The 23,355-nt window shown below is 63.9% G+C and carries 23 protein-coding genes and 1 riboswitch; of the genes, 17 read left to right on the top strand and 6 right to left on the bottom strand.

The features are described from left to right. The first annotated feature begins 23 nt into the window (after nt 1–23). The 8 genes from soxX to RX328_RS03050 all read left to right on the top strand — a co-directional run bounded on the left by soxX (nt 24) and on the right by RX328_RS03050 (nt 5,903). Nucleotides 24–371 carry a sulfur oxidation c-type cytochrome SoxX gene (soxX, locus tag RX328_RS03085; protein WP_213251708.1) on the top strand — a complete coding sequence of 116 codons (348 nt, stop codon included), beginning with the start codon at nt 24–26 and terminating at the stop codon, nt 369–371. A gap of 38 nt (nt 372–409) precedes the next feature. Beyond that, nucleotides 410–895 carry a thiosulfate oxidation carrier protein SoxY gene (gene soxY / locus RX328_RS03080; RefSeq protein ID WP_409410792.1) on the top strand — a complete coding sequence of 162 codons (486 nt, stop codon included), beginning with the start codon at nt 410–412 and terminating at the stop codon, nt 893–895. A 20-nt stretch (nt 896–915) separates the two neighbouring features. Beyond that, nucleotides 916–1,227, top strand: a complete 312-nt coding sequence (gene soxZ / locus RX328_RS03075; protein WP_213251663.1) for a thiosulfate oxidation carrier complex protein SoxZ — start codon at nt 916–918, stop codon at nt 1,225–1,227. Continuing rightward, a complete protein-coding gene (soxA, locus tag RX328_RS03070) occupies nt 1,224–2,090 on the top strand; it encodes a sulfur oxidation c-type cytochrome SoxA (protein WP_213251662.1) in 867 nt (288 codons plus the stop codon). Before soxZ ends, soxA begins: the two co-directional genes overlap by 4 nt. A gap of 8 nt (nt 2,091–2,098) precedes the next feature. Beyond that, nucleotides 2,099–2,404 carry a hypothetical protein gene (locus RX328_RS03065; protein ID WP_213251707.1) on the top strand — a complete coding sequence of 102 codons (306 nt, stop codon included), beginning with the start codon at nt 2,099–2,101 and terminating at the stop codon, nt 2,402–2,404. 26 nt (nt 2,405–2,430) lie between these two features. After that, the gene (soxB, locus tag RX328_RS03060) at nt 2,431–4,179 is read left to right on the top strand and encodes a thiosulfohydrolase SoxB (RefSeq protein ID WP_213251661.1); all 1,749 of its coding nucleotides are present in this window, start codon (nt 2,431–2,433) and stop codon (nt 4,177–4,179) included. Next, nucleotides 4,176–4,637 carry a hypothetical protein gene (locus RX328_RS03055; RefSeq protein WP_409410788.1) on the top strand — a complete coding sequence of 154 codons (462 nt, stop codon included), beginning with the start codon at nt 4,176–4,178 and terminating at the stop codon, nt 4,635–4,637. The genes soxB and RX328_RS03055 overlap by 4 nt, the downstream gene beginning before the upstream one ends. A 225-nt stretch (nt 4,638–4,862) precedes the next feature. After that, entirely contained in the window at nt 4,863–5,903 is a 1,041-nt protein-coding gene (locus RX328_RS03050) for an MBL fold metallo-hydrolase (protein WP_213251660.1), read from the top strand. Nucleotides 5,904–5,994: 91 nt separating this feature from the next. Here the strand turns inward: RX328_RS03050 and RX328_RS03045 are convergent, their stop codons facing one another. From RX328_RS03045 to RX328_RS03035, 3 genes are read right to left on the bottom strand one after another with little or no spacing between them, the layout of a single operon-like run. Continuing rightward, a complete protein-coding gene (locus tag RX328_RS03045) occupies nt 5,995–6,828 on the bottom strand; it encodes an ABC transporter substrate-binding protein (protein WP_213251659.1) in 834 nt (277 codons plus the stop codon). Next, on the bottom strand, nt 6,828–7,610 hold the full coding sequence (locus RX328_RS03040) for an ABC transporter ATP-binding protein (protein ID WP_213251658.1): 783 nt from the start codon (nt 7,608–7,610) through the stop codon (nt 6,828–6,830). Before RX328_RS03040 ends, RX328_RS03045 begins: the two co-directional genes overlap by 1 nt. Further along, nucleotides 7,607–8,650 (bottom strand): FecCD family ABC transporter permease, encoded by a 1,044-nt coding sequence (locus RX328_RS03035; RefSeq protein WP_213251657.1) that lies wholly within the window; start codon nt 8,648–8,650, stop codon nt 7,607–7,609. Before RX328_RS03035 ends, RX328_RS03040 begins: the two co-directional genes overlap by 4 nt. 134 nt (nt 8,651–8,784) lie before the next feature. Beyond that, a riboswitch (cobalamin riboswitch) is annotated at nt 8,785–8,984 on the top strand. A 112-nt stretch (nt 8,985–9,096) separates the two neighbouring features. Between RX328_RS03035 and RX328_RS03030 the strand changes: the two genes are divergently transcribed. The 3 genes from RX328_RS03030 (at nt 9,097) to RX328_RS03020 (ending at nt 12,106) form a co-directional block, all read left to right on the top strand. Continuing rightward, nucleotides 9,097–11,376, top strand: coding sequence for a TonB-dependent receptor (locus tag RX328_RS03030; protein WP_213251656.1), 2,280 nt, complete (start codon nt 9,097–9,099; stop codon nt 11,374–11,376). A gap of 193 nt (nt 11,377–11,569) precedes the next feature. Next, complete coding sequence (locus RX328_RS03025) at nt 11,570–11,809, top strand: transcriptional regulator (RefSeq protein ID WP_213251655.1); 240 nt, start codon at nt 11,570–11,572, stop codon at nt 11,807–11,809. A 6-nt stretch (nt 11,810–11,815) separates the two neighbouring features. Further along, nucleotides 11,816–12,106 (top strand): hypothetical protein, encoded by a 291-nt coding sequence (locus RX328_RS03020; protein WP_213251654.1) that lies wholly within the window; start codon nt 11,816–11,818, stop codon nt 12,104–12,106. A 30-nt stretch (nt 12,107–12,136) separates the two neighbouring features. Here RX328_RS03020 and RX328_RS03015 read toward each other — a convergent pair whose 3' ends face one another. After that, entirely contained in the window at nt 12,137–12,379 is a 243-nt protein-coding gene (locus tag RX328_RS03015) for a hypothetical protein (protein ID WP_065731995.1), read from the bottom strand. A gap of 177 nt (nt 12,380–12,556) precedes the next feature. On the opposite strand from RX328_RS03015, the gene RX328_RS03010 reads away from it, so the two are divergent. Beyond that, a complete protein-coding gene (locus RX328_RS03010; RefSeq protein WP_213251653.1) occupies nt 12,557–12,718 on the top strand; it encodes a hypothetical protein in 162 nt (53 codons plus the stop codon). Between the two features lie 145 nt (nt 12,719–12,863). Here the strand turns inward: RX328_RS03010 and RX328_RS03005 are convergent, their stop codons facing one another. Further along, the gene (locus tag RX328_RS03005) at nt 12,864–14,186 is read right to left on the bottom strand and encodes a hypothetical protein (protein ID WP_249726392.1); all 1,323 of its coding nucleotides are present in this window, start codon (nt 14,184–14,186) and stop codon (nt 12,864–12,866) included. A 182-nt stretch (nt 14,187–14,368) separates the two neighbouring features. On the opposite strand from RX328_RS03005, the gene RX328_RS03000 reads away from it, so the two are divergent. Both RX328_RS03000 and RX328_RS02995 read left to right on the top strand, forming a co-directional pair. Further along, entirely contained in the window at nt 14,369–15,580 is a 1,212-nt protein-coding gene (locus RX328_RS03000) for an MFS transporter (protein ID WP_213251652.1), read from the top strand. A 100-nt stretch (nt 15,581–15,680) separates the two neighbouring features. After that, nucleotides 15,681–17,423, top strand: coding sequence for an N-acyl-D-amino-acid deacylase family protein (locus RX328_RS02995; protein ID WP_213251651.1), 1,743 nt, complete (start codon nt 15,681–15,683; stop codon nt 17,421–17,423). 177 nt (nt 17,424–17,600) lie between these two features. On the opposite strand, the gene RX328_RS02990 is transcribed toward RX328_RS02995, so the two are convergent. After that, nucleotides 17,601–18,887: an MFS transporter gene (locus RX328_RS02990; RefSeq protein WP_213251650.1), complete on the bottom strand. Its 1,287-nt coding sequence runs from the start codon at nt 18,885–18,887 to the stop codon at nt 17,601–17,603. 245 nt (nt 18,888–19,132) lie between these two features. Here RX328_RS02990 and RX328_RS02985 point away from each other — a divergent pair, with 245 nt between their 5' ends. From RX328_RS02985 to RX328_RS02975, 3 genes are read left to right on the top strand one after another with little or no spacing between them, the layout of a single operon-like run. Next, nucleotides 19,133–19,819: an ABC transporter ATP-binding protein gene (locus RX328_RS02985; protein ID WP_249726391.1), complete on the top strand. Its 687-nt coding sequence runs from the start codon at nt 19,133–19,135 to the stop codon at nt 19,817–19,819. After that, the gene (locus RX328_RS02980) at nt 19,816–22,278 is read left to right on the top strand and encodes an ABC transporter permease (protein WP_213251649.1); all 2,463 of its coding nucleotides are present in this window, start codon (nt 19,816–19,818) and stop codon (nt 22,276–22,278) included. The genes RX328_RS02985 and RX328_RS02980 overlap by 4 nt, the downstream gene beginning before the upstream one ends. Continuing rightward, nucleotides 22,268–23,353, top strand: coding sequence for a lipocalin-like domain-containing protein (locus RX328_RS02975; protein ID WP_213251648.1), 1,086 nt, complete (start codon nt 22,268–22,270; stop codon nt 23,351–23,353). Before RX328_RS02980 ends, RX328_RS02975 begins: the two co-directional genes overlap by 11 nt. Nucleotides 23,354–23,355 lie beyond the last annotated feature (2 nt).

Genomic DNA, 23,355 nt, shown 5'->3' with positions numbered 1-23,355 from the left:
AAACGCCTGTGACCGATCATTTCCTGACGAAATCCGCAAAGCTTCCGGCGCTGGCGCTGCTCGTCGCTCTGGCGTGCGCAGGCGCCGCGCACGCGCAGTCCGCGGTGGATGAAGGCCGCAAGCTTGCGTTCGATCGCTCGAAGGGCAATTGCCTGACCTGTCATGTCATCAAGGGCGGCAACCTTCCCGGCACGATCGGGCCGGAGCTGGTCGACATCAAGAGCAAATACCCCAATCGCGAGGAACTCGTCGCCATCATCAATGACGAAACCTTGCGCAATCCGCTTACCGTGATGCCTCCATTTGGCCGCAACCGGATCCTGACCGAAAAAGAGATCAACGCGGTGGTGGATTTCCTGCAGACGCTGTGAACGCGGCGCAATGCTTTAGGAGAGTTTGTATGAGCACTATGGAGAATGATTTTTCGGCGACGCGCCGGTTGATCCTGCAAGGCGCCGGCGTGTTGACGCTGATCGGCCTTGGCATTGTGCCCTTTGATGTCACGAAGGCACTCGCCGCGGCCAACGACAAATATCCGGAAGAGGCCTTCAAGGCGAAGAGCGAGGCCGACGCGATCAAGGCGCTCTACGGCAAGACGCCGGAGCCTTCCGACAAGGTCAAGATGGATGCGCCCGAAATCGCGGAAAACGGCGCCGTGGTTCCGATTTCGGTGACGACGACGCTTTCGGACGTGACGTCAATCTCGTTCCTGGTCAGCGAAAATCCGGTCGCGTTGGTGGCGTCCTACAAGATCCCGGCAGGCACACTCCCAAGTGTTTCCAACCGCATCAAGATGGCGAGAACCAGCAACGTCGTCGTGGTCGTGGAAGCCGGCGGCAAGCTCTACAGCGCCAACAAGGAAGTCAAAGTCACCGTCGGCGGTTGCGGCGGTTAACGGGTACCGGGAGAGAATTCATGGCATCGACCATTCGCGTGCGCGCCACTTCGAGCGGCGAGACCACCGAGGTGCAGGCGCTGATCCAGCACCCGATGGATTCCGGCTTCGTCAAGGATTCAAAGGGCGAGCTCATTCCAGCGCATTTTATCCAGCAGCTCACCTTCGAGCATGACGGCAAAAAGGTGTTCACCGCCGATTGGGGCGGCGGCGTCTCCAAGGATCCCTACGTCAAGTTCGCATTCAAGGGCGCCAAGAAGGGCGACGAGCTGAAGATCAGTTGGGTCGACAACAAGGGCGCGACCGATACCACCACGGCGAAGATCCAATGAAGCTGCGATCCGCGATCTTTCTGGCGTCCGCCGCGATTGCGCTGGCCGCGCTGACGCTGGCGGGCGCGCCGCCGTTGGCAGCCAATGACAAGGTCGATCCGGCCGCAGACGCCAAGGCGTTCCAGAAGTTCTTCAGAGACAAGTTTCCCAAGGTAAAGTTCGAGGACTTCGTCAACGGCCCCTATTCGATGGACGAGGACCTCTACCGGCAGTGGCAGGAGAAGGAGCAATTCCCGCCCTACGAGTTCTCGCTCGAAATGGGCAAGGAAATGTTCTCAAAGCCGTTCAAGAACGGCAAGACCTATGCCGATTGCTTCCCGAACGGCGGCATCGGCATCCGCCAGAACTACCCCTACTTCGACGAGAAGGAAGGCAAGGTCATCACGCTCGAATTGGCCTTGAACCGCTGCCGTGAGGCCAATGGCGAACCGCCCTATTCCTACGTAAAGGACGAAATGGCGGCGCTGACCGCCTACATGGCCTTCACCTCGCGCGGCAAGCCGATGGACATCAAGATTCCGAACGATCCGCGCGCGCTCGCGGCTTACGAAAACGGCAAGGAATATTTCTACACGCGACGCGGCCAGCTCAACTTCTCCTGCGCCACCTGCCACGTGCAGAGCCCGGGCGAGCGTATCCGCGCCGAGGTCCTGGCGCCCGCGCTTGGCATCGTCAATGCGATGCCGATCTACCGCTCGGAATGGAGCGGCATGGGCACCACCAGCCGGCGCTTCACCACCTGCAACAGCCAGATCCGCGCAGTGCCGCTCAGCCCGCAGGACGACGAATATCGCAACGTCGAATACTACCTGTCCTATGTCAGCAACGGACTGCCGATTTCAGGTCCGGGAGCGCGGCCATGAGGAACATGATGCAGAAATCCGCATTGGTTCTGGCGCTGCTCGCCGCGGGCGTCATGTCCGCGCTCGCCGCGGGCCCCGAGGACGAATTCAAGGCGGCCTATGCCGCGGCTGAAGCCGCCAACAAGGAGGCCGGCAAGCTACGCAACCAATGGACGACCACGGCAAACACGCTGGCGGCGGCGAAGAAGGCGGCGGACGCCGGCGATTTCGACAAGGCCACCGCGTCGGCCAAGGAAGCCGAGGCGCTGGCCAAAGCTTCGATCTTCCAGGCCACCAGCGAGAAGACCCGCTGGAGGGATCTGGAAATACGCTGAAGCTGTTACGACGCGCGGAGACACGCATGACTATCCGCCGCCGGGATTTTTTGACGTTGGCAGGCGCCGCCACACTGGCAGGCAGCCTGCCGCGGCTGACGCGCGGCGCCGACAATGGCGGCGTCTACGATCTCGAACGCTTTGGCAATGCCCGAATCCTGCATATCACCGATACCCATGCGCAGCTTCGGCCGGTGTTCTTCCGCGAGCCGAGCGTCAATCTCGGCGTCGGACCGATGCAGGGCAACCCGCCGCATCTGGTCGGACGCGCCTTCCTCGACCGTTTCGGCATCCGCCCCGACAGCGCCGATGCTTATGCCTTTACCTTTATCGAATTCGAGAAGGCCGCCGGCCGGTTCGGCAAGCTCGGCGGCTTTGCGCATCTGAAGACATTGATCGATCGGATGCGCAGCGAGGTCGCCTCCGGACGCTCGCTGCTGCTCGACGGCGGCGATCTCTGGCAAGGCACTGGTCTCGCCAATACCATGCGCGGCGCCGATATGGTGGACGCCGCCAACCTGCTCGGCATCGAGGCGATGACCGGCCATTGGGAATTCACCTATGGCGAGAAGGCGCTGCGCGCCAACCTTGAACGCTTCAAGGGCGAATTCCTGGCGCAGAACGTCTACCTCACGGAAGAAGCCGCCTTCAACGACGCCAAGGCGTTCGACCCGGCATCGGGCCGCGTGTTCAAGCCGTCCATCATCAAGGAGATCGGCGGGCGTAGCGTCGCCGTGATCGGGCAGGCGTTCCCCTATGTGCCGATCGCGCATCCCAAGCGCTTCACGCCGGACTGGAAATTCGGCATCCGCGACGACGAGCTGCAGAAGCTGGTCGATACGCATCGCAGCGACGACAAGGTCGACGCCGTCATTCTTCTGTCGCACAACGGCATGGATGTCGATCTCAAGCTCGCCAGCCGTGTCACCGGCATCGACGTCATTCTCGGTGGCCATACTCATGACGCCGTGCCGCAGCCGATTGCCGTCACCAACGCAGGCGGCACCACGCTCGTAACCAATGCCGGCTCGAATGGAAAATTTCTGGCGGTGCTCGACCTCGACCTCGGCAAGGGCAAAATCAAGGATGTGCGCTACCGGCTGCTGCCGGTGTTTTCCGAATTGCTGAAGCCCGATCCGGCGATGCAGGCGCTGATCGACAAGACCCGTGAGCCGCATGCGGCCACGCTCAACGAGAAGATCGCATCCGCCGACCGCCTGCTCTATCGCCGCGGCAATTTCAGCGGCACGATGGATCAACTGATCTGCGACGCACTGCTCGGCGAATTGAACGCGGAGATCGCGCTGTCGCCGGGTTTTCGCTGGGGCACCACGGCGCTGGCGGGCCAGCCGCTGACAATGGAGGATGTGATGGCGCAGACCGCCGTCACCTATCCGGAGACTTACGTCCAGACCATGACCGGCGGCCAGATCAAGGACGTGCTGGAAGACATCTGCGACAATCTCTTCAACACCGATCCCTATTACCAGCAAGGCGGCGACATGGTCCGTGTCGGCGGCCTACACTACACCTGCACGCCGACCGAAACCGTGGGCAAGCGGATATCCGAACTCAAGCTCGACAACGGCCGCGCGCTTGAGGCTGGCAAGAGCTACAAGGTAGCGGGCTGGGCCTCCGTCAACGAGCAGACCGGCGCACCGATCTGGGATGTCGTTACCAAACATCTGAGGTCCGGTAAGCCGCCCAACCGCTCGCCGCCGGGCGTCACGCTGAAAGGCGTTGAAGGCAATCCGGGCATTGCGGGACAGGCATGACGGGCTTTTCGACCATGCTTCGCGCGATGGCCGCGGCGCTTCTGATCACAGCCGCCGCGCCACACGCCCGCGCCCAGCAGGCACCGCTGCAGGACAAGCCGTTCGCCGAGCACAAAGTCGTGCTGCAGCTCTCCGACAACGATCCGCGCAAGCAGGGCCTCGTGCTCAGCGTCGCCAGCAACCTGATGAAGCATTACGACCCTGACAAGGTCGCGATCGAGGTCGTGGCGTTCGGCCCCGGCATCGACCTGCTGCGCCCGGAAAATCCCAACCGCAAGATGGTCGAGAGCCTGGTCGCGCAAGGCGCGCGTTTCGACGTCTGCCTCAATACCGTCGATACGCTCGAACGCGAGCACGGCAAACGGCCGGAATTCATCGCGGCGGCAACACCGGTGCAGGTCGGGGTGGCGCAGATTCTTTTTCTGACGGAGAATGGGTACACGCTAGTGCGGCCGTGACCGTCGTTGCGAGCGAGCAGACCGCAATGCCCCCCGTTCATTGCGAGCGGAGCGAAGCAATCCATCCGTCCCCGGGCGGAAATATGGATTTGCTTCGTCGCGGAGCCTGTCATCGGGTGCGCATTCGCGCGACCCGTTGGCTCCTCGCAATGACGTGAAGGCCAGAGCTGGCGCGACACCCCGGCATGATGTGATAAAGTCGAGAAGCAACATTTGGTGTCAGCCATGATCTTCCGTCAACTCTTCGACAGTGTCTCCGGCACCTACAGCTACCTGCTGGCGAGCCGCGCCGGCGGCGAGGCGTTGATCCTCGATCCCGTGCTGGAAAAGGCCGATCGTTACTGCCAGCTGCTGCGCGAGCTCGATCTGCGGCTGGTGAAGGCGGTCGATACCCATCTGCACGCCGACCACATTACAGGCCTCGGCGAACTGCGCGACCGCACCCAGTGCATCACCATTATGGGCGAGCAGAGCAAGGCCGACGTGGTATCGATGCGGGTTTCCGACGGCGACAAGCTGACGATCGAGGGGCTGAGCCTGGATGTCATGTACACGCCCGGCCACACCGACGATTCCTATAGTTATTTGATGGGCGACCGCGTATTCACCGGCGACACGCTGTTGATCCGCGGCACCGGCCGCACCGACTTCCAGAACGGCTCTTCCCGTGCGCAGTATGAATCGATCTTCAACCGGCTTCTGAAACTGCCGGATGAAACCATGGTGTTCCCCGCCCATGACTACAAAGGCGACACGGTTTCCACCATCGGCGAGGAGAAGCGCTACAATCCCCGGCTGCAGGTGCGTAACGTCGACGAATATATTGAGCTGATGGCCAACCTGAAGCTGCCGAATCCGAAGATGATGGACGTCGCGGTGCCCGCCAACATGCATGTCGGCCTGCATCAGGAGGAACTTGCCAAGCAGGGACTCGCGCTCTCTGCCCGCGACGCGATCAACGTTCTCGGCCGGCCCGATATCCTCTTGGTCGATTTGCGCGAGACCAGCGAGCGCGCCAAGCACGGCACGATCTCGGGCGCGCTGCACGCGCCCTACCCTGGCATCGGTGAGAGCCTGAAGCCCGGCGGCATGCTGCGCGAAGTCGCCGCCGCCACCGGCCGCCGGGTCGTGTTCTTCTGCGCCTTCGGCGAACGCTCCGCGATGGCGGTTGCCGCGGCCAAGAATGCGGGACTGGCCAACACCGCGCATATCGAAGGCGGCATCGACGCGTGGAAAAAGGTCGGTGGACCGGTGGTGATGGGGTAGGATTTCATCGTAGCCCGGATGGAGCGAAGCGAAATCCGGGACGCCCCGAAAAGATTCCCGGATTGCGCTTCGCTCCATCCGGGCTACGAATTCACTTTCCCACCCGCTTCAACTCTGCCGTCAGCGCATCGAGCGCATCGGCCAGCATCACGCCGCCGCATTCGGTCAGCCGCTCCGGAATCACGATGCGCCGCTCCGGCGGGTAGAAGCGCTCCAGCGCCGGATGGACCAGAAACGCCTGGCCGTCATCGCGCGCATAATTGCCGGCTTGCGAAACCACGAGAAAGTCGGGCTTCAAGGACACGATCGCCTCCAGCGAGGCAAATCCGCCGAAGGTAAAGCCGAGGTCGCCAGCGGCGCTGCGCAGCCCGACTTCGCTCAGCAGCGAGCCTAGAAAGCTGTCGCTGCCTGCCACCCAGCCGCGCCGCGACAGCGGCAGCACGCGATAATGCCGCTCGGCGGCGGCACGGCGGGCACGCGCCAGCGCGGCGTCGAGCCGCGCGATTTCGGCAGCCGCGCGATCGGGGTGCCCTGTCATGTCGCCGACCTCGCGGATCTGCGCGCGGGCTTCGTCGAGGTTTCGCGGCACGGCGAGCTCGGCAAGATGAAGACCCTTCGCCTTCAACAGTTCCCGCGTCGAGCGCTTGTCAAACGCACTGGCGATGACCAGGTCCGGCTTGAGCAGCAGCACGTCCTCGGCCGCGCCTGATAATACCGGGTAGCGGCTGATGTCGCCCGCCTGCGATTGCCAGCCGTCGCGTGCAAAGCGGCTGAGGCCTAAAATCTGCTCGGGGTCGGCCAGCGTCAGCAGCAACTGATCGCTGCAGACATTCATCGACACCATACGCGGAGGGCTGGCCGCGAGTGCCGCGCCGCCTGACATCGCCAACGCGGCGATCGCAACAAGAACGCCGAACCGTCGCATCAGACATCCGCCCAGGGCACGATCACCGCCTCGCGCTGATATTCCGCGCGGTAGGCGCTGATCCGAAATACGTCCGCCATCACCTGCTCCGATAACCCCGCGCTCGGTGTGCCCCACGACACTAGATTGCCTTCCTTCAGCACCAGCACATGGTCGGCAAACCGCGCAGCAAGCCCGAGATCGTGCGTCACCACGATGATCAGCACACCCTTGTCCGCGGTCGCGCGCAAGTTCTTCATGACGTCGATCTGGTGCCGCGGGTCGAGCGAGGCGGTCGGCTCGTCGGCCAGGATGATCGGCGCTTCCACCGCGAGTGCGCGGGCCAGCGCCACGCGGCTGCGTTCGCCGCCGGACAATTCGGTGACGCGTCGATCACTGAACTCCATCACGTCGACGGCCTGCATCGCGCGCAGCACGGCCTCGGCATCCCTGGGCGACAGCCGCGCCGGATCGGTTGCGCCATGCGGGTAGCGGCCGAGCGCCACGATATCGCGCGCCGGCAGCGGCCAATGCACGAGATGCCCCTGCGGCAGATAGCCGAAGCGTTTGGCGCGCTCACGCAGCGACAGTGAGACCAGCGCATCGCCGCCGATCGTGATCTCGCCTTCGGAGGGGATCAGCCCGGCTAGCGCGCGCAGCAGCGTGGTCTTGCCGGCGCCATTCGGGCCGACCAGCGCCACCAGGTGCCCCGCCGACAGCGCCAGCGAAACGTCCTTCAGCACGACGCGGCCGGCGAGCCGCACGCCGAGTCCCCTTGCGGTCAGCAGCGCAGCCTCGCTCATGCGACGCCTCCGCCGAGCGCGCGGCGTTCGCGCATGATCAGATAGAGGAAGAACGGCACGCCGATAATCGAGGTCAGCACGCCGACCTTGATATCCGATGTTGAGGGAATGATGCGCACTGCAATATCCGCGGCCAGCAATAGCGCCGAGCCCGCGAGTGCGCTCGGCACCAACAGCCGCCCGGGATCGTGGCCGATCACGGGCCGCATCAGGTGCGGCGCGACCAGGCCGATGAAACCGATGGTGCCGGTAACAGCGACGGCGCCGCCGACACCCAGCGCGACGCCCGAAATCACGAACAGCCGTAGACGCCCCACATCGACGCCAAGGCTCTGCGCGGTTTCCTCGCCCAAGCTCAGCGCGCGAAAGGCGTGGCGCTGGCTGAACAGCATGACCGCGCCGGCAATGATGAATGGAAACGCCAGCATCACATGCTGAAAGCTGCGATCCTCGAGCGAGCCGAGCAGCCAGAATGCGATCTCCAGCACCACGAAGGGGTTGCTGGAGAGGTTCATCACCAGCGCGGTGGCAGCGCCCGCAAAGCTCGAAATCGCCAGTCCCGAGAGAATGAGGATCAGCAGACCCGCATTGCGGCCGGCGATCGAGAGCAGCACGAACACCGAAGCGAATGCCGCGATGATCGCGGCGACCGGCAGCGCATAGGAGCGCACGTCGGCCAGCCCGATCGCAATCACCAGCACCGCGCCAAAGGCGGCCGATTGCGGCGCGCCGAATAGCGAGGGCGAGGCCAGCGGATTGCGCAGCAAGCCCTGCAGCGACGCGCCCGACAGCCCGAGGATGGCGCCGATCGCCAGCGCCAGCAGCGTGCGGGGCAGGCGGATTTCCCGCACGATCACCTGCGCCACCTCGCTGCCGCCACCGAACAGCGCTTGCGCCACCGCAAGCGGCGACAGCCGCACCGGCCCGATGCCGAGCGAGATCAGCATCAGGAGCACAACAAGGGCAGCAAGCGCCGCGGTCGCGCCGATCCGCCGGCGCGCGGCGTCCTCATTGGTCAGGGCTACGGCTTCAACACTCATCGATCGTCCTAAAGCAGGTTTACCCGCCCCGGTACAGGCGGCGGGCAGGCGTGCTCATGCGGCAAAAATAGCGCACTCGTCCAGTGAGGATCGCGGGACGCCCCGGGGCGCATTGACTCGGACTTTGACAAACTTCTACCATAGTTCCCGACGGTTCCCGTTTTGGGGATCAAAAGGGAATGCGGTGCGGGGAAATCCCCCAATTCCGCGGCTGCCCCCGCAACTGTAAGCGGCGAATCCTTCGTCACATGCCACTGGGCACTCGGTCCTGGGAAGGCGACGATGGGGTAACGACCCGCGAGCCAGGAGACCTGCCGTCAGCCGTGGTCACACGCGAAGATGTCGGTCGGGGAGTACAGACATTAGCTTCACCTGAGCTGCTCAAAGCACATGGTGAGACTTGGTTCGCTGTGACGTGCCACTGACGTCATACCGAGGTCCAAGTCATGTCTTTCACCAACACAGCCGCAAGGCGCCGCCGCTTTTGGCTCGCCTCCAGCTTTCTCGTTCCCATCGTGTCGCTAGGCATCTCCGGTGCGCACGCGCAGCAGACGGCGGCGGAGCCATTGCCGCCGATCGAGATAACTTCGCCTACCGACCCGAACCGGACTCGCGCAAAACCGACCTACAATGAAGCGTCGACCTCGCGCCGCGTCGTGCCGGCGGCGGTGCCGTCGACCGGCGGAAGACCCGCAGCGGGGATCGGCTCGAACACCGCATCCCAGGGCGTCTCGCAAGGCGCGGACGGCAGCGGCGACCGCCAGTTTTCAGGAATCGTCGGCTCGGCGTCGACCGTTATTACCGCCGAAGAGATCGCGCACTCACCGGCTCAAACGCTGCAGGAAATCATCGCGCAAACGCCCGGCGTGCAGCTGACTAGCCTGTTTGGTGGCGTCAACGGCGCCAAGACCAGCGTCGACCTGCGCGGATTCGGCGCTTTCGCGACCTCAAATACGCTGGTGCTCATCAATGGCCGAAGGCTCAACGACATCGACATGGCCGGTGTGGATTTTTCGACCATTCCGCGCGACTCGATCGAGCGCATTGAAATCACGCGCGGCAACAGCGGCGCGGTGCTGTATGGCGACAACGCGGTCGGCGGCGTCATCAATATCGTCCTGAAGAACGGCGTCGGTGGCCCACCTGTTGCCATGCGCGCAGAGGCCGGTATCGGCTCCTTCAACCAGCGCATGGCCTCGGTTTCGGCGGCGCTGAATTCGGGACCATGGTCGACCTCATTCTACGGCAACGCAATCAAGTCCGACGGCTATCGCGAAAACAACGCGCTCGACCAGCGCAACGGGGTCGGCAATCTCAATTACACCACTCCCGATCTCAAGGCCTTCCTGACGGTGACCGGCGACGACCAAAAGCTCGGACTCCCCGGTGGCCGCATCGTCGATCCCTCGATTGGCGTCAACGAACTGGTCACGAACCGCCGCGGCGCCGCCACGCCATTCGATTATGGCAATCAGCAGGGCGCCAGCGCTACCGCCGGTTTTACCAAAACCCTGTGGAACGGAGCCGAACTCATTGTTGATGGCGGCGTCAGAGACAAGAAAACGCAAAGCGGATTCTTCGGGGCGATACCGTTTGCGTCGCCATTTCCGAGTTTCTCCTCCACCTATAACGACGCATCATTGCAGACTTGGTCGATCACGCCACGATTGAGCATCAAGAACTCGATCCTCGGGGTGCCCTCACAGATCCTGACCGGTATCGATTATTACGATGCGACGTTCCGCCAGGACCGCGGGGCGTTCAAGGGTCTTGCGCCGACCCACATCTACGATCTGTCGCAGCAGATGCTGGCCGGCTACTGGCAGCAATCAGTCGGCCTGTTGCCGACGACCGACTTCTCCTATGGCGCCAGGATTCAAAACACCAGCCTGAGCGCCCGGGATCGGTTCGACGCCAACGCGCCCGGTTGCGCCATGTTCTTTAATTGCAGCGATCAAGCCTCCCCGCTGGACAGCAACGAGACGCAATACGCCTTGCACGTGGGCCTTGAGCACCGACTCAGCAACACATTCTCGGTGTTTGGCCGCGCCGCGCGCGCGTTCCGTACTCCGACCGTCGATGAACGCGTCTCCAGCGGCCCTTTCTTCGTTCCGGGGACCTTTCAGTTGAAAACCCAGACCTCGCACGACATTGAGGGCGGTTTCCGCATCAAGTCCGGCGGTTTCCAGATGCAGTCGAGCATCTACAACATGGACCTCGAGAACGAGATCCATTTCATCCCGGCGCTGTTCTACAACGTGAACCTCGGTCCAACCCGCCGCTACGGCTCCGAGACCAGCGCGTCGCTGCGTGTCAGTGACAGCCTGTCGCTGCGGGCGGGCGCTGCCTACACGCGTGCTGTCTTCCGCGAAGGGCCGTTCGCCGGCAACGACGTGCCACTGGTTTCCCGCTACACAGCCATGGGCGGCGTGACCTGGAATATCTGGCAGAACTACCTGGTGTTCGACGCCACGGTGCGGGCCTGGAGCGAGCGCGTCATGGACAACGACCAAGCCAACACCCAACGGCGTATTCCGGCGGACGCCACCGTCGATCTGAAATTGAGCGGCGCCTACGATCGCTTCTTCTGGTCAGTGGGCGTGAACAACCTGTTCAACGCACTCTATTACGACTACGCCATCGCGAGCTCGTTCACGCCGGGCCGCTTCGCGGCCTATCCACTCCCTGGCCGCACCTTCATGGTGAAGGCCGGCGCGACGTTCTGACCGACATTAGCCGGTTCGGCTTGCTGCCGGACCGGCCCCGACCTGCCGTGTTCCCCGCCAACCTTCATATCAAGGCAGATTCTGTCAGAAACTGCGCCGTTTTCGATCGAAAATAACGTCCTCTGCACGCCGATCCGTGGTAAATGGGCCACAGACCGCTCGACGATATCAGTCGTGATTTCAGAGGTATGACATGAATGATGAGCCGAAGAGCGCCGCCGAGCTGAAAGAAATGAGGCTCAACCGCAAGCGCGCCCAGGAAGTCGACGGCATCAAGGCGATGGCCGAGATCGCGGCTGCCGATATCGCGATCCGCAAGCGAACCGAGAAGCTCCGCGCGCTGCGTCTGGCAAAGGAAGCGGCCGACCGTGCAAATCCGCCAGAAGCGAAGGTCAAGGGCAAGACCAAGACCAGGATTGCGAAAAGAGGCTGACCTGAAATGACGAAAGCGGATCGCGATCGCGCCCAGGCGCGCTTCGACAAGGCGGCCAAGGCAGTTCAGGACGCAAAGTCCGGCAAGGCCGAACGCGACGCAGCGGCGAAAGCCGTGCTCGACAATATGGCGAAGCTGAAGGCATTGCGGCTCGCGCGCGAAGCAGCCGAGCCGCAACGTGTGCCCGCCGCAAAGGCCGCAAAGAAGGCGCGCAGCAGCGCAAAGCGGCCCGACGAGAAGCCGGTGGCCCTGTCCGACTGGCTGGCGAACCAGCAGAACGGCGGACGGCGAACCTGAGATCGGCCGATCGAGCTCAAAGATCCGGCGTTACGCCGGCCCCGGCCAATCGATCATCGATCGCGTCTTGTTCTCGGCATCGTAAACCTGCACCTGAAGCATCTGGAAGCGGTTCTTCAACGCCATGCCCGCTTCCTCAGCCGCCTCGACCGTATCGTGATGCGACTTGAAGTGGCCATCCACGACCAGCGAATAACCGGTGCTCGGTGCCTTGTCGGCGCGGAGGATCTTGCGCTGCTGCGGTTCATCGAGCGCAATGCGGGGCTTCTTCATACTGGCTCCATGTGAGGCCCTTCGGGCTGAAAGCCGCAAAAAGGGCAGGAAAAATCGTTTGACCGGCGCTAGGATGCCGTCCGGACGCGATTAGATTGAGGTCATGCCGTTACCCTGAGTCGGCATGCAGCGCAAACGCCGATTGGTCCGACGAAGGCGTCACTTTGGTGAAATCATATGGGCGGAAAAGGCAGGAAGAGCAGCGAGCCTCCGAAACCAGGCGAGGACAAACCGAAGAAGCCGCGGCGCACGCCGGTTGAGGAGGAGGAGGACCACGAGGACGGCGACATCGCCACGCCGAAGCGGGACCGTCATGACCCTGATGATGAGCCGTTGTAGCCGCGGCACGCGATTTCGTAGGGTGGGGCAAAGCGAAGCGTGCCTACCATTCAAGACGAGATCGCGGTGCAAATGGTGGGTACGGCGCGAAGGGCGCCTTTGCTCACCCTATACGGTTCTATAACGTGCCCATTGTACGTGCGCGTTATGCGGAGGCACCCCCACCCCGGCCCTCCCCCGCAGGCGGGAGAGGGGGCGCAGCGCGGTTCGCGTCATGCTCACTCGCAAACGTCTCGCTTTCAATCACCCGAATGCTCGCCGCATCGAGCAGATGCGCGCCAAAGCCGCCGCGCGCTAGTTTGATCGCCAGCTTCGGCGAAGCCAGCAGCAAGGCTGTGGTGATCGCCAGCGGCACGGCGCTGATCCAGTCCGATTGCACCGGTGTGAGTTCTTCGTTGCTGCCGGCATAAGGCCCGCGCGCCGCAGCGAGATGCAAACATTCCCTGAGAATGTCGGACCGCGTTCCGCCGCGCGCCCCACATCCGAGCAACGCCTGCATCGCCAGGTGCGTGAGCGCGCCCTCGCGGCTTTCGGGCACCGGAGCCGGCGTCTCGCCCAGCGAGATCAGAAGCAAAAGTCCGACGAGATCGACGCCGGAGCGATAGGCATTCATCGGCTCGACCAGCCTCGGATTGCAATCGATCAGCAATGGCGCGGTATCGACCTCCGGCATGATGTAATCGACCGAGAGCGCACCGTGCCAATCGAGCGCCCGGCCGATCTGTTCGACATAAGCGCGAACGACCGGCCGATTCACGCTCTGCTTGATCGCCTCGCCGCCGCCAACGCCCGCCGCGATCTGCCGATAGGCATGAAAGCCGAGCATCCGGCTACGGCAAAACACCGATTGCGCCTTCTCGGTGATGCCTGCGACGAGGTCTTGCACCAGCACCTCACCGGCGAATGCATCGCCGCCGCCGAGATCGTGCAGCGCGCGCATCAGATCGTCCGCGCCGCGCACGAACCAGATGCCGCGGCTTGCGGTGCCGACAGAAGTTTTCACGACGGCTGGAAAGCGAACCGCATCGCGCACCCCTTGCGCGGATTGCACGATGTGCGTCGGCGGCTGCGGCAATCCCAACCGATCGAGCAGCCGGCTGAAGCCGGCCTTGCTATGCGCCTCGCGATAGCTCTCGAAGTCCGGCAGCGCGATCCCGGCGCGGCCTTCGAGGCGCTGCGCGACCCGTGCAAACAAAAATCCCTGCTCATGCGTCGGCAGCAGCACGTCGAACTTCCCGTCGGCCAGTCGTCGCTCGACGAACGCCAGATAACCGGCGGGATCGTCCCGCAGTCCAGGGCAGCGGTGAAATTTGCGGACGAAGCGCGAGAACCGCGACAGGCACCAGGGCGAGGGATCGCAGACCTCGACGTGATGGCCCGAAAGACCGAGAATCGTAATTGCCTCGCGGGCCGAGGTCGAGGAACCTTCGGAGACCAGTACCCGGAGCGGTTTTGCGGGGTCAGGCATGCCGGATCATTGCCGCGTGGAGGCGCCTTTGTCTCCCGATTTAATGGCGGCATTCGTGCGCCCGCCCTGCCCTGCCCTGCGCCGGGGCAGCCATGCAGCGGCATTCATGGACAAATAACGGCCTGCCTATATTTTCAGCCCGCCCAGCCGGGCCGTAAGCTATCCAGGATTTTTGAGCTGACATGGTCGACATTCTGGCCGCACCGCAACAAGCCAAAGCGGACACTTCGCTGCGCACGCTCGCGGCGATTTCGGTCGCCCATTGGGTTAGCCATTTCCATCTCTTCGTGCTGCCGATGCTGTTTCCGTTCCTGAAGGAGCAGTTGGGCGTCGGCTACATCGAACTCGGCTTCGCGCTCACCGTGTTCGGTGTCGTCTCTGGCCTGACGCAGGCCCCGATCGGCTATCTCGCCGACCACATTGGCGCGCGAAAAGTGCTGCTTATCGGCCTCACCGTCGGCGGCCTCGCGCTGATCATGCTCGGCCTGCACCTGAGCTACGTCTCGCTGATCATCTCGGCCGCGCTGCTCGGCCTTGCCAACAGCGTATATCACCCCTGCGACTATGCGATCCTGTCGACGCATATGGATGAAGCGCGGATGGGCCGGGCGTTTTCGGTCCATACCTTTGCGGGTTTCCTTGGCGGCGCGGTGGCGCCCGCGATCATGGCGGCACTGGTGGCAAGCGTCGGCGGGCTCGGCGCGCTGATCGTGGCCGGCGCGGTCGGCCCTGCGGCGGCGCTGCTATTGATCGCGGTCAGAATTCCCGATGCCAGTTCGGCCGATCGCAAGACAGATGACTCTGCGGGGCCGCAGCAGAGCATCGTCACGCCTGCGATCATCGTGCTGACGGTCTTCTTCATGTTGCTCGGCCTGTCCAGTGCCGGCATCAGCAATTTCGGCGTGGTTGCGCTGATGAGTGGCTATGGCGTGACGTTCTCGACGGCCAACGTCGCGCTGACCGCCTATCTCGGCGCCAGCGCGGCCGGCGTGCTGGCCGGCGGCTATCTCGCCGACCGCATCAAGCGCCACGGCAATGTCGCCGCCGCCTGCTTTGCCGTCAACGCCGTCATCATAACGATCATTGCGACGATCAATTTGCCGTCGGTAGTGCTGATCGTCGCGATGGGGCTGGCTGGATTCCTAGGCGGCGTCATCGCGCCCTCGCGCGACATGCTGGTTCGCAACGCAGCCCCGGCGGGCGCCGGGGGCCGCGCCTTCGGCATCGTCTCCACCGGCTTTAATTTCAGCGGCATCCTGAGCCCGCTGTTGTTCGGCTGGATCATGGACCAGAGCCTGCCGCATTGGGTGTTCGGCGCCTCCGTCGCCTTCATGGTGCTGACGGTCCTGCTGGCGCTGGTCACCGACCGCAAGCCGGAACCCGCCCGGACATAACTGCATCGGCGATGCATTCCTGAGCGTCATCCTAGGCGGTTGACAGCGTCTGATGACGTCGGATGATGCCCTCAATAAAAACAGATGCGGGATGGAAGCCATGACCTCGACCCCCGACCTCGTGATCCGCGGCGGCACCGTTGCCGATGGCAAGGGTGGCGACTTGTTCGAAGCCGACGTGGCGATTGCTGACGGCCGCATCACCGAAGTCGGCAAGGTTGCCGCGAAGGGCAAGGAAGAAATCGACGCCCGCGGCAAGTTGGTCACGCCCGGCTTTGTCGACGTCCACACCCATTATGACGGCCAGGTCACCTGGAGCCAGGACATCACGCCCTCCTCGCAGAACGGCGTCACGACAGCGATCATGGGCAATTGCGGCGTCGGCTTTGCGCCGTGCCGGCCGGCCGACCATGTCCGGCTAATTCAATTGATGGAAGGCGTCGAGGATATCCCCGAGCCGGTGCTGAGCGCCGGCATTCCCTGGGCGTGGGAGAGCTTTCCGGATTACATGGAGTGGCTGTCGAAAAGAAGCTTCGACATGGACATCGGCGCGCAATTGCCGCACGCGGGTTTGCGCGTCTATGTGATGGGCGAGCGCGGCGCGCGCCGCGATCCCTCGACCTCAGAGGACAACAAGGCAATGGCAGCCTTGGCTGCTGATGCCGTGCGCGCCGGCGCGCTCGGCTTCTCGACCTCGCGCACGCTCAACCACCGCACCTCGACCGGCGATTTTACGCCGACGCTGAAGGCCGGCGAGGACGAACTGACCGCGATCGCGGCGGCGATGCATGCGCAGGGCCGCAGCGTATTGCAGTTCGTGCTCGATCTCTCCACCATCGACGAAGACCTGCCGATGATGCTGCGGGTCGCCGAGAACACCAAAATCCCGGTGTCGTTCTCGATCACGCAGAATGATAAGGCGCCGCAGCGCTGGCGGCAGACGCTCGACACCATCAGAGAGGCTTCCGCGCGCGGCCTCTCGATCACCGCGCAGATCGCTGCGCGCCCGGTCGGACTGATGCTTGGGCTGGAGTTGTCGCGCAATCCGTTCCAGACTCATCCGAGCTACGAGGCTATCGCGCACTTGCCGCTCGCAGAGCGGCTCGCCCGCCTGCGCCAGCCCGAAGTGCGCAAGGCGATCCTGAGCGAGCACGCCACCGCGACCGACGATCCGCTGTTCTTCCGGCCGGACTACGACAAGATGTACCTGCTTGGAAACCCGCCGGATTACGAACAGCCGCCGGAAAATACCTTGGGCGCACAGGCCCGTCGCCTGGGCAAACAGCCGGAAGAACTCGCCTATGACGCTATGCTGACGGATGACGGCCGCGGCATGCTCTACGTGCCGTTCCTCAATTACGCCGACGGCAATCTCGATGCTACCAGAGAGATGCTGCGTGATCCCAATGCGGTGCCGGGGCTATCAGACGGCGGCGCGCATTGCGGCATCATCTGCGATGCCAGCTTCCCGACCTATCTCCTGACGCACTGGACACGCGACCGCAGCCGGGGCGAAAAACTGTCGATCCCGTTCGTGGTCGCCGCGCAGTCGCGCAAAACCGCGATCTCGGTTGGCCTCTACGACCGCGGCGTGATCGCGCCCGGCTTCAAGGCCGACGTCAATGTGATCGACTACGACCGCCTGCATCTGCATCCGCCAAAAGTGCATTACGACCTGCCGGTCGGCGGCCGCCGCCTGATGCAGCAGGTCGACGGCTACGATGCCACCATCGTCTCCGGCGTGGTGACGCAGCGCGGCGGCAAGGCGACCGGCGCCCGCCCGGGCAAACTGGTGCGTGGCACGCAGGGGAGCAAGCCGCAGTTCGACGCGGCGGCGAGTTAGGGCATCACTGGTTCAACACGCACAATGTCGTCCCTGCGCACGCAGGGACCCATACGCCGCGGCGCATCGATCATGGCGATGTGCAGACGCCTTGCTTAACAATCAGCATCGGTGGCTATGGGTCCCTGCTTTCGCAATGCGTGCGCAGGGACGACGAGAGAGTTGTTGTTCCACCCCTCACGCGAATTTCGGCTGCACCGCTGCCTGGGCCATCAACTTCTTGCGTTCCGTGTTCGGCCACAGCAGCAACAGCCCAAGCAGACCCGACGCCGCCATGATCACGGCGTTGATGGTGAAGCCGGTCATGTAGCCGTCGAGCGGCACCGCCGCATTCTGGATCACCGCGCCCATCACGAACGGAGCGATCATTCCTGCCAGCGTGTAGATCGCACCATAGATCGCGAGCACGGCACCGCGCTGCTGCACCGGCGTGAATTCGCCGAGCATCGGCGGGCATACCACGTAGATCGAGCCGCACAGCCCGGAGCCGACCACGAGGAACGCGATCTGCCATCCAGCGCCGTTGACATAGGGCAGCACGGCCAGGATCAACCCGCCGACGATCAGCGGCACCGAGCCGAGCACGCCGCGCGAGGCGCGCGTCGTGAAGCCGCGCGCCAGCATCACCTGCGAAATCCAGCCCGTCAGCAGCACGATCGTCGCGCCGAACACCCAGGGCAGCACCGAGATCCAGCCCGCATCCGTCTGCGAGAAGCCCAGCCCCTTGACGATGAATGGCGTGAACCAAGTCAATCCGAGCGACAGTGCCCAGTAGGCGCCGAAGGTGGCGGCGACGCAGCCGATGAATGTGCGCGACGTCAGAAGCTGGAGATAGGGAACGCGCGGATCGGTTGCAGCCGTTGTAACGGTCTGAACCAGCGGTCCCTCCTTGCCCATGGCCAGCCACGCTACAACCCACATCAGACCGACCACGCCGAGCGCGCCGAAGGCGTAGTGCCAGCTATGATTGACGATGATCCAGTTCAGTGCGGGCACTGCGAGGATCACACCGAAGGCCGAGCCCTGCGAGAGGATGGCGGTCGGCAGGGTGCGCTTCTCGTCGGGAAACCACTTGTAAAGCGCGTGCGCCGCCACCGCAAATGCCGGCCCCTCGCCTGCGCCGAGAATGATGCGGCAGATCAGCAGCGTCGTGAAACTGACGGTGCCAACCATCGGAAACTGCGCCACCGACCAGATCACCGCCATCGCGAGCAGCACCCAGCGGGTAGCAACACTGTTGACGATGAAGCCGACGACGATGGCCGAGATCGAAAACAAGAGAAAGAACGAAGAGCCGAGCAGGCCGAACTGTTCCGGCGAGAGCTTCAACTCATCCATGATCGGGGCGCCGGCGAGGCCGACCACGATCTTATCGGCAAAGTTCACCAGCATGAACAGAAACAGCAGGAAGGTGATCGTCCAGGCGCCCTTCGGCGTTTCCTTGGGCGTCGGTTGCGCGGTCATGGATGCTTTCCCCGTTTATCTTTGCTGGCTCTGTAGGATCGGCCGGTTACAATGCTACAAGGCGCCTTGCGGGCAAGGCAACCGCGATTTTCGCAACTGCCCGGCTGGTGCGACAGGCGCACTCCACAACCGGATCACGATCGCGTCGCGGCGCGATTGAGGCCGTGATCGGGGACGCGTGCCCTGATATGTTGCATGCCATCACGTCGGGGGATTTTCATGGTCAGATCGGTCGATCATCGCGCATGACCAAAGGCATTCCCAGTGCGACCGGCCCCGTGCTGCACGTGGCCGGCCTGACCAAGAGCTACCGCACCGCCGGCGAACAGGTCGCGGTGCTGCGCGGCGTGAACCTGACGGTCGCTGCCGGCGAGAGGGTCGCACTCACCGGCGAATCCGGCAGCGGCAAGAGCACGCTCTTGCACCTGATCGCCGGGCTCGATGCGGTCGACGGCGGCGAGATCAGGTTGGCGGATGCCTCAGTCACCGAACTCAGTGATGCCGACCGGGCGGAAATGCGACGCGACCGACTTGGCCTGGTGTTTCAGCAATTCAACCTGGTCCCGAGCCTCACCGTGGAAGACAATCTGGTCTTCCAGTCTCGCATCGCCGGCCGTCACGATGCGGCCTGGCACCACGAATTGGTGGAGCGGCTCGGGCTCGGCCGTTTCCTGAAACGCTATCCCGAGCAATTGTCCGGCGGTCAGCAACAACGCGTCGCCATCGGCCGGGCATTGGCGGTCAGGCCGCTATTGCTGCTCGCAGACGAGCCGACCGGCAATCTCGACGAGGACACGGCGGACGAAGTGCTGGCGCTGGCGCGCGACCTGGTAACACGGAGCGGCTGCGGCTTTCTGATGGTGACGCACAGCGCGCGGCTCGCCGCAACGCTCGACCGCCAAGTCAACCTCCATGCCGGGGTGATCGCGTGAAACGCGCACTGTGGACACTGGCCGTGCTGCTGAGTCATTGGCGGCGTCACCCGATGCAATTGGCGACCCTGCTGATCGGGTTGATCTCGGCGACCGCGCTGTGGAGCGGCGTGCAGGCGCTCAATCAGCAGGCGCGCACGGCCTACGATCGCGCTGCCGCTACGTTTGGCGGCACGCGCACCGCCATGCTGGTCGCCCGCAACGGCGTAAGCTTCCCGCAAAAGCTTTTTGTTGAGTTGCGCCGCGCCGGCTGGCCGGTCTCGCCGGTGGTGGAAGGCCGCATCCAGATCGAGGGACGGTCGTTCCGGCTGCTCGGCATCGAACCGGTCACGTTGCCCGCCGAAGTCGGCAACGCGCCGACGATCGGCAAGGCCAGCCTGCAATCCTTCATGACGCCGCCGGGCGAGATGCTGGTGGCGCCGGAAACGCTTTCCGATCTCAAGCTCGCCGAGGGCGCGCGCCCCCCAGGCGATGGCGGCGCACCGCTGCCACCGCTTCGCGTGGAGCCGAACCTGGTGCCCGGCGTGCTGGTCGTCGACATCGGCGTTGCGCAGAACCTCCTGAAAATGCCGGACCAGATCTCGCGCCTCCTGATCGGCAAAGCGACAGGCAGGCACGCGCCGCTCGAAAGCGTTGCCGGCGACAAGCTTCGGCTGGTCGAAGCCGATGCGGAGACCGACCTCGAACGCCTCACCGACAGTTTTCACCTGAATCTGACCGCGTTCGGCTTGCTGTCGTTCTTTGTCGGCCTGTTCATCGTCAATTCGGCGATCGGGCTGGCCTTTGAACAACGCTTGCCGACCTTGCGCACCTTGCGTGCCTGCGGTGTCTCGGCGCGAATGCTGAACGCCGTTCTGGTGCTTGAGCTGGTATCGCTGGCGCTGGCTGCGGGGCTGATCGGACTCGTGTGCGGTTACTTCATCGCCGGTGCGCTGCTGCCTGACGTCGCCGCATCGCTGCGCGGGCTCTATGGCGCGCAGATTCCGGGACATCTCACACTCAAGCCGCAATGGTGGATCGCGGGCATCGCCATCAGCATTTTGGGCGCGCTCGCAGCGGCCGCCGCCAGCCTGACCAAGGCGCTGCGGCTGCCGCTGCTCGCCACCGCCCAGCCCTTTGCCTGGCAACAGGCGCAGCGGCGCTGGCTGGCTTACCAGAGCGCGCTGGCACTCGTGGCGTTTGCAGCGGCTGGCGGCTTTTTGTGGTTTGGCGATTCCCTGATTTCGGGCTTTGCCGTGCTCGCCGCGTTGATGCTCGGCGCAGCGCTGATCCTGCCGATGTTTCTGGAAATCGTGCTGTCGCTTGGCCAGCGCTATGCACGAGCCCCGCTCGGAATCTGGTTCTGGGCCGACAGCCGCCAGCAGTTGTCGGGGTTGTCGCTCGCCCTGATGGCGCTATTGCTCGCATTGGCGGTGAATGTCGGCGTCTCCACCATGGTCGAGAGTTTTTCCCGCACGTTTCTGGTCTGGCTGGACGGGCGGCTGGCGGCAGAAATTTATGTCAACGCCGCCAACGACGCGCAGGCGCACGAGATCAAGGCGTGGCTGCGCGAACGCCCTGAGGTCGAGGCAATCCTGCCCGGCGGCCGCGCCGATACGCAGTTGGCGGGCGCGCCGCTCGAGGTGCTGGGCCTGACCGATCACGCCACCTATCGCGACAACTGGCCGTTATTGCAATCGACTGCGGATGCCTGGGTCAAGCTTCGCCCCGGCGATGCGGCGCTCGTCAGCGAACAACTGGCACGGCGGCTGCACCTCTCCCTCGGCGACCGCATCGAAGTGCCCGCGTCAGGCGGGAACTGGACGCTCAACGTGGTCGGCATCTACGCCGATTACGGCAATCCCAAGGGCCAGATCGCGGTGAACTTCGCCGCGCTGACGCGGCGCTTTCCGGAAATCCCGCTGACGCGCATGGGCCTGCGGGTCGCTCCGCCGAAGATCCCGGCGTTGATCTCGGCCCTGCAGGAAAAGTTCGGCCTCGACGATCGCAATGTCGCCGACCAGGCGACGATGAAAGCGGAATCGAGGCGGATCTTCGCCCGCACTTTCTCGGTCACGGCGGCGCTGAACGCCTTCACGCTCGGCGTCGCCGGCGTGGCGCTGTTGACGAGCCTCTTGACGCTCGCCAATTCCCGCCTGCCGCAACTGGCGCCATTATGGGCGATCGGCGTCACGCGGCGGCGGCTTGCGGCCATCGAGCTGTTGAAGACGACCTCGGTGGCGCTGATCACCACCATCTTTGCGCTTCCGCTGGGTTTGCTGGTCGCGTGGTGCCTGCTCGCGATCGTCAACGTCAAGGCGTTCGGCTGGCGGTTGCCGTTTCATGTCTTTCCGATGCAATTGCTCTGGCTCACCGGCGTCGCGATGGCCGCGGCGGTTGCGGCTTCCGCGCTCCCGGTCATCAGGTTGGCGCGCATGCAGCCGAGCAGCCTGATCAGGATCTTTGCCAATGAACGGTAGCGGCCTCATTACCCGCCGCGGTTTCATCGGCGGCACGCTCCTCGCCGGCTTCGGCGGCAGGGCGCTCGCGCAGGGATTTGCCGGGCTTGGCGAAAGCGCGGAAGGATTTGCACCGGTCGTGCCGAGCAGGACATTTGCTTTTCCCACCGATCACGGACCGCACCCGGAATTCCGCATCGAGTGGTGGTATGTGACGGCCAATCTCGCCGATGTCAGCGGAGCGGCCTACGGCGTCCAATGGACGCTGTTTCGCCAGGCGATCGCGCCTGGCGGGCCGCGAGAGGGCTGGGCTAACCAGCAGATATGGATGGGCCATGCCGCCATCACGCGCGAAGATACCCATCGCTTCAGCCAGACGTTCGCGCGCGGCGGTGTCGGCCAGGCTGGCGTCGAGGCCAGCCCATTTCACGCCTGGATCGATGCCTGGGAGATGCGCGCCCTCGATTCCGTGAATGACGACAATATCGCACCGCTGGAACTGAAAGCATCGGGCGCCGGCTTCAGCTACACGCTGCGCCTGGATGCGGATCGGCCGCTGGTGCTGCAGGGCGATGGCGGCTACAGCCGCAAATCGCTGCGCGAACAGGCCTCCTATTACTACAGCCAGCCGCACTATGCGGCGAAGGGCATCCTCACCATTGACGACAGGCCCATCGACGTCACCGGCATGGCCTGGCTCGATCGCGAGTGGAGCAGCCAGCCGCTGGCTGCGGATCAAAGCGGATGGGACTGGCTCTCGCTGCATTTCAACGCCGGCGACAAATTGATGCTGTACCGGATGCGCCAGACCGACGGCCAGCATTATGGCTCGGGTAAATGGATCGCGCCCGACGGCACGGCCGAGCAACTCGCCTCCGCGGATATCGCCATGACGCCGCTCGCGTTCACCGAGATCGAGAGACGAAAAATTCCGACCACATGGCGCATCGAGGTTCCAAGCAAGGCACTCAAGATCGAGTGCACGCCGCTCAATCCGAGAAGCTGGATGGGCACGATCTTCCCCTATTGGGAAGGCCCGATCCGCTTCGCAGGCAGCCGCACCGGGGTGGGCTATCTGGAAATGACGGGCTATTAAGG

This window comes from Bradyrhizobium sp. sBnM-33 (assembly GCF_032917945.1).
GTDB lineage: Bacteria > Pseudomonadota > Alphaproteobacteria > Rhizobiales > Xanthobacteraceae > Bradyrhizobium.
The sequence above is the reverse complement of the archived record's forward strand: the minus strand, read 5'-3'. Positions and strand labels throughout refer to the sequence as shown.

Excerpts from the sequence above, each read along its gene's own strand:
- soxY (WP_409410792.1), top strand. The coding sequence starts at position 410 with ATGGAGAATGATTTTTCGGCGACGCGCCGGTTGATCCTGCAAGGCGCC.
- soxZ (WP_213251663.1), top strand. The coding sequence starts at position 916 with ATGGCATCGACCATTCGCGTGCGCGCCACTTCGAGCGGCGAGACCACC.
- soxA (WP_213251662.1), top strand. The coding sequence starts at position 1,224 with ATGAAGCTGCGATCCGCGATCTTTCTGGCGTCCGCCGCGATTGCGCTG.
- RX328_RS03065 (WP_213251707.1), top strand. The coding sequence starts at position 2,099 with ATGCAGAAATCCGCATTGGTTCTGGCGCTGCTCGCCGCGGGCGTCATG.
- soxB (WP_213251661.1), top strand. The coding sequence starts at position 2,431 with ATGACTATCCGCCGCCGGGATTTTTTGACGTTGGCAGGCGCCGCCACA.
- RX328_RS03055 (WP_409410788.1), top strand. The coding sequence starts at position 4,176 with ATGACGGGCTTTTCGACCATGCTTCGCGCGATGGCCGCGGCGCTTCTG.
- RX328_RS03050 (WP_213251660.1), top strand. The coding sequence starts at position 4,863 with ATGATCTTCCGTCAACTCTTCGACAGTGTCTCCGGCACCTACAGCTAC.
- RX328_RS03045 (WP_213251659.1), bottom strand. The coding sequence starts at position 6,828 with ATGCGACGGTTCGGCGTTCTTGTTGCGATCGCCGCGTTGGCGATGTCA.
- RX328_RS03040 (WP_213251658.1), bottom strand. The coding sequence starts at position 7,610 with ATGAGCGAGGCTGCGCTGCTGACCGCAAGGGGACTCGGCGTGCGGCTC.
- RX328_RS03035 (WP_213251657.1), bottom strand. The coding sequence starts at position 8,650 with ATGAGTGTTGAAGCCGTAGCCCTGACCAATGAGGACGCCGCGCGCCGG.
- RX328_RS03030 (WP_213251656.1), top strand. The coding sequence starts at position 9,097 with ATGTCTTTCACCAACACAGCCGCAAGGCGCCGCCGCTTTTGGCTCGCC.
- RX328_RS03025 (WP_213251655.1), top strand. The coding sequence starts at position 11,570 with ATGAATGATGAGCCGAAGAGCGCCGCCGAGCTGAAAGAAATGAGGCTC.
- RX328_RS03020 (WP_213251654.1), top strand. The coding sequence starts at position 11,816 with ATGACGAAAGCGGATCGCGATCGCGCCCAGGCGCGCTTCGACAAGGCG.
- RX328_RS03015 (WP_065731995.1), bottom strand. The coding sequence starts at position 12,379 with ATGAAGAAGCCCCGCATTGCGCTCGATGAACCGCAGCAGCGCAAGATC.
- RX328_RS03010 (WP_213251653.1), top strand. The coding sequence starts at position 12,557 with ATGGGCGGAAAAGGCAGGAAGAGCAGCGAGCCTCCGAAACCAGGCGAG.
- RX328_RS03005 (WP_249726392.1), bottom strand. The coding sequence starts at position 14,186 with ATGCCTGACCCCGCAAAACCGCTCCGGGTACTGGTCTCCGAAGGTTCC.
- RX328_RS03000 (WP_213251652.1), top strand. The coding sequence starts at position 14,369 with ATGGTCGACATTCTGGCCGCACCGCAACAAGCCAAAGCGGACACTTCG.
- RX328_RS02995 (WP_213251651.1), top strand. The coding sequence starts at position 15,681 with ATGACCTCGACCCCCGACCTCGTGATCCGCGGCGGCACCGTTGCCGAT.
- RX328_RS02990 (WP_213251650.1), bottom strand. The coding sequence starts at position 18,887 with ATGACCGCGCAACCGACGCCCAAGGAAACGCCGAAGGGCGCCTGGACG.
- RX328_RS02985 (WP_249726391.1), top strand. The coding sequence starts at position 19,133 with ATGACCAAAGGCATTCCCAGTGCGACCGGCCCCGTGCTGCACGTGGCC.
- RX328_RS02975 (WP_213251648.1), top strand. The coding sequence starts at position 22,268 with ATGAACGGTAGCGGCCTCATTACCCGCCGCGGTTTCATCGGCGGCACG.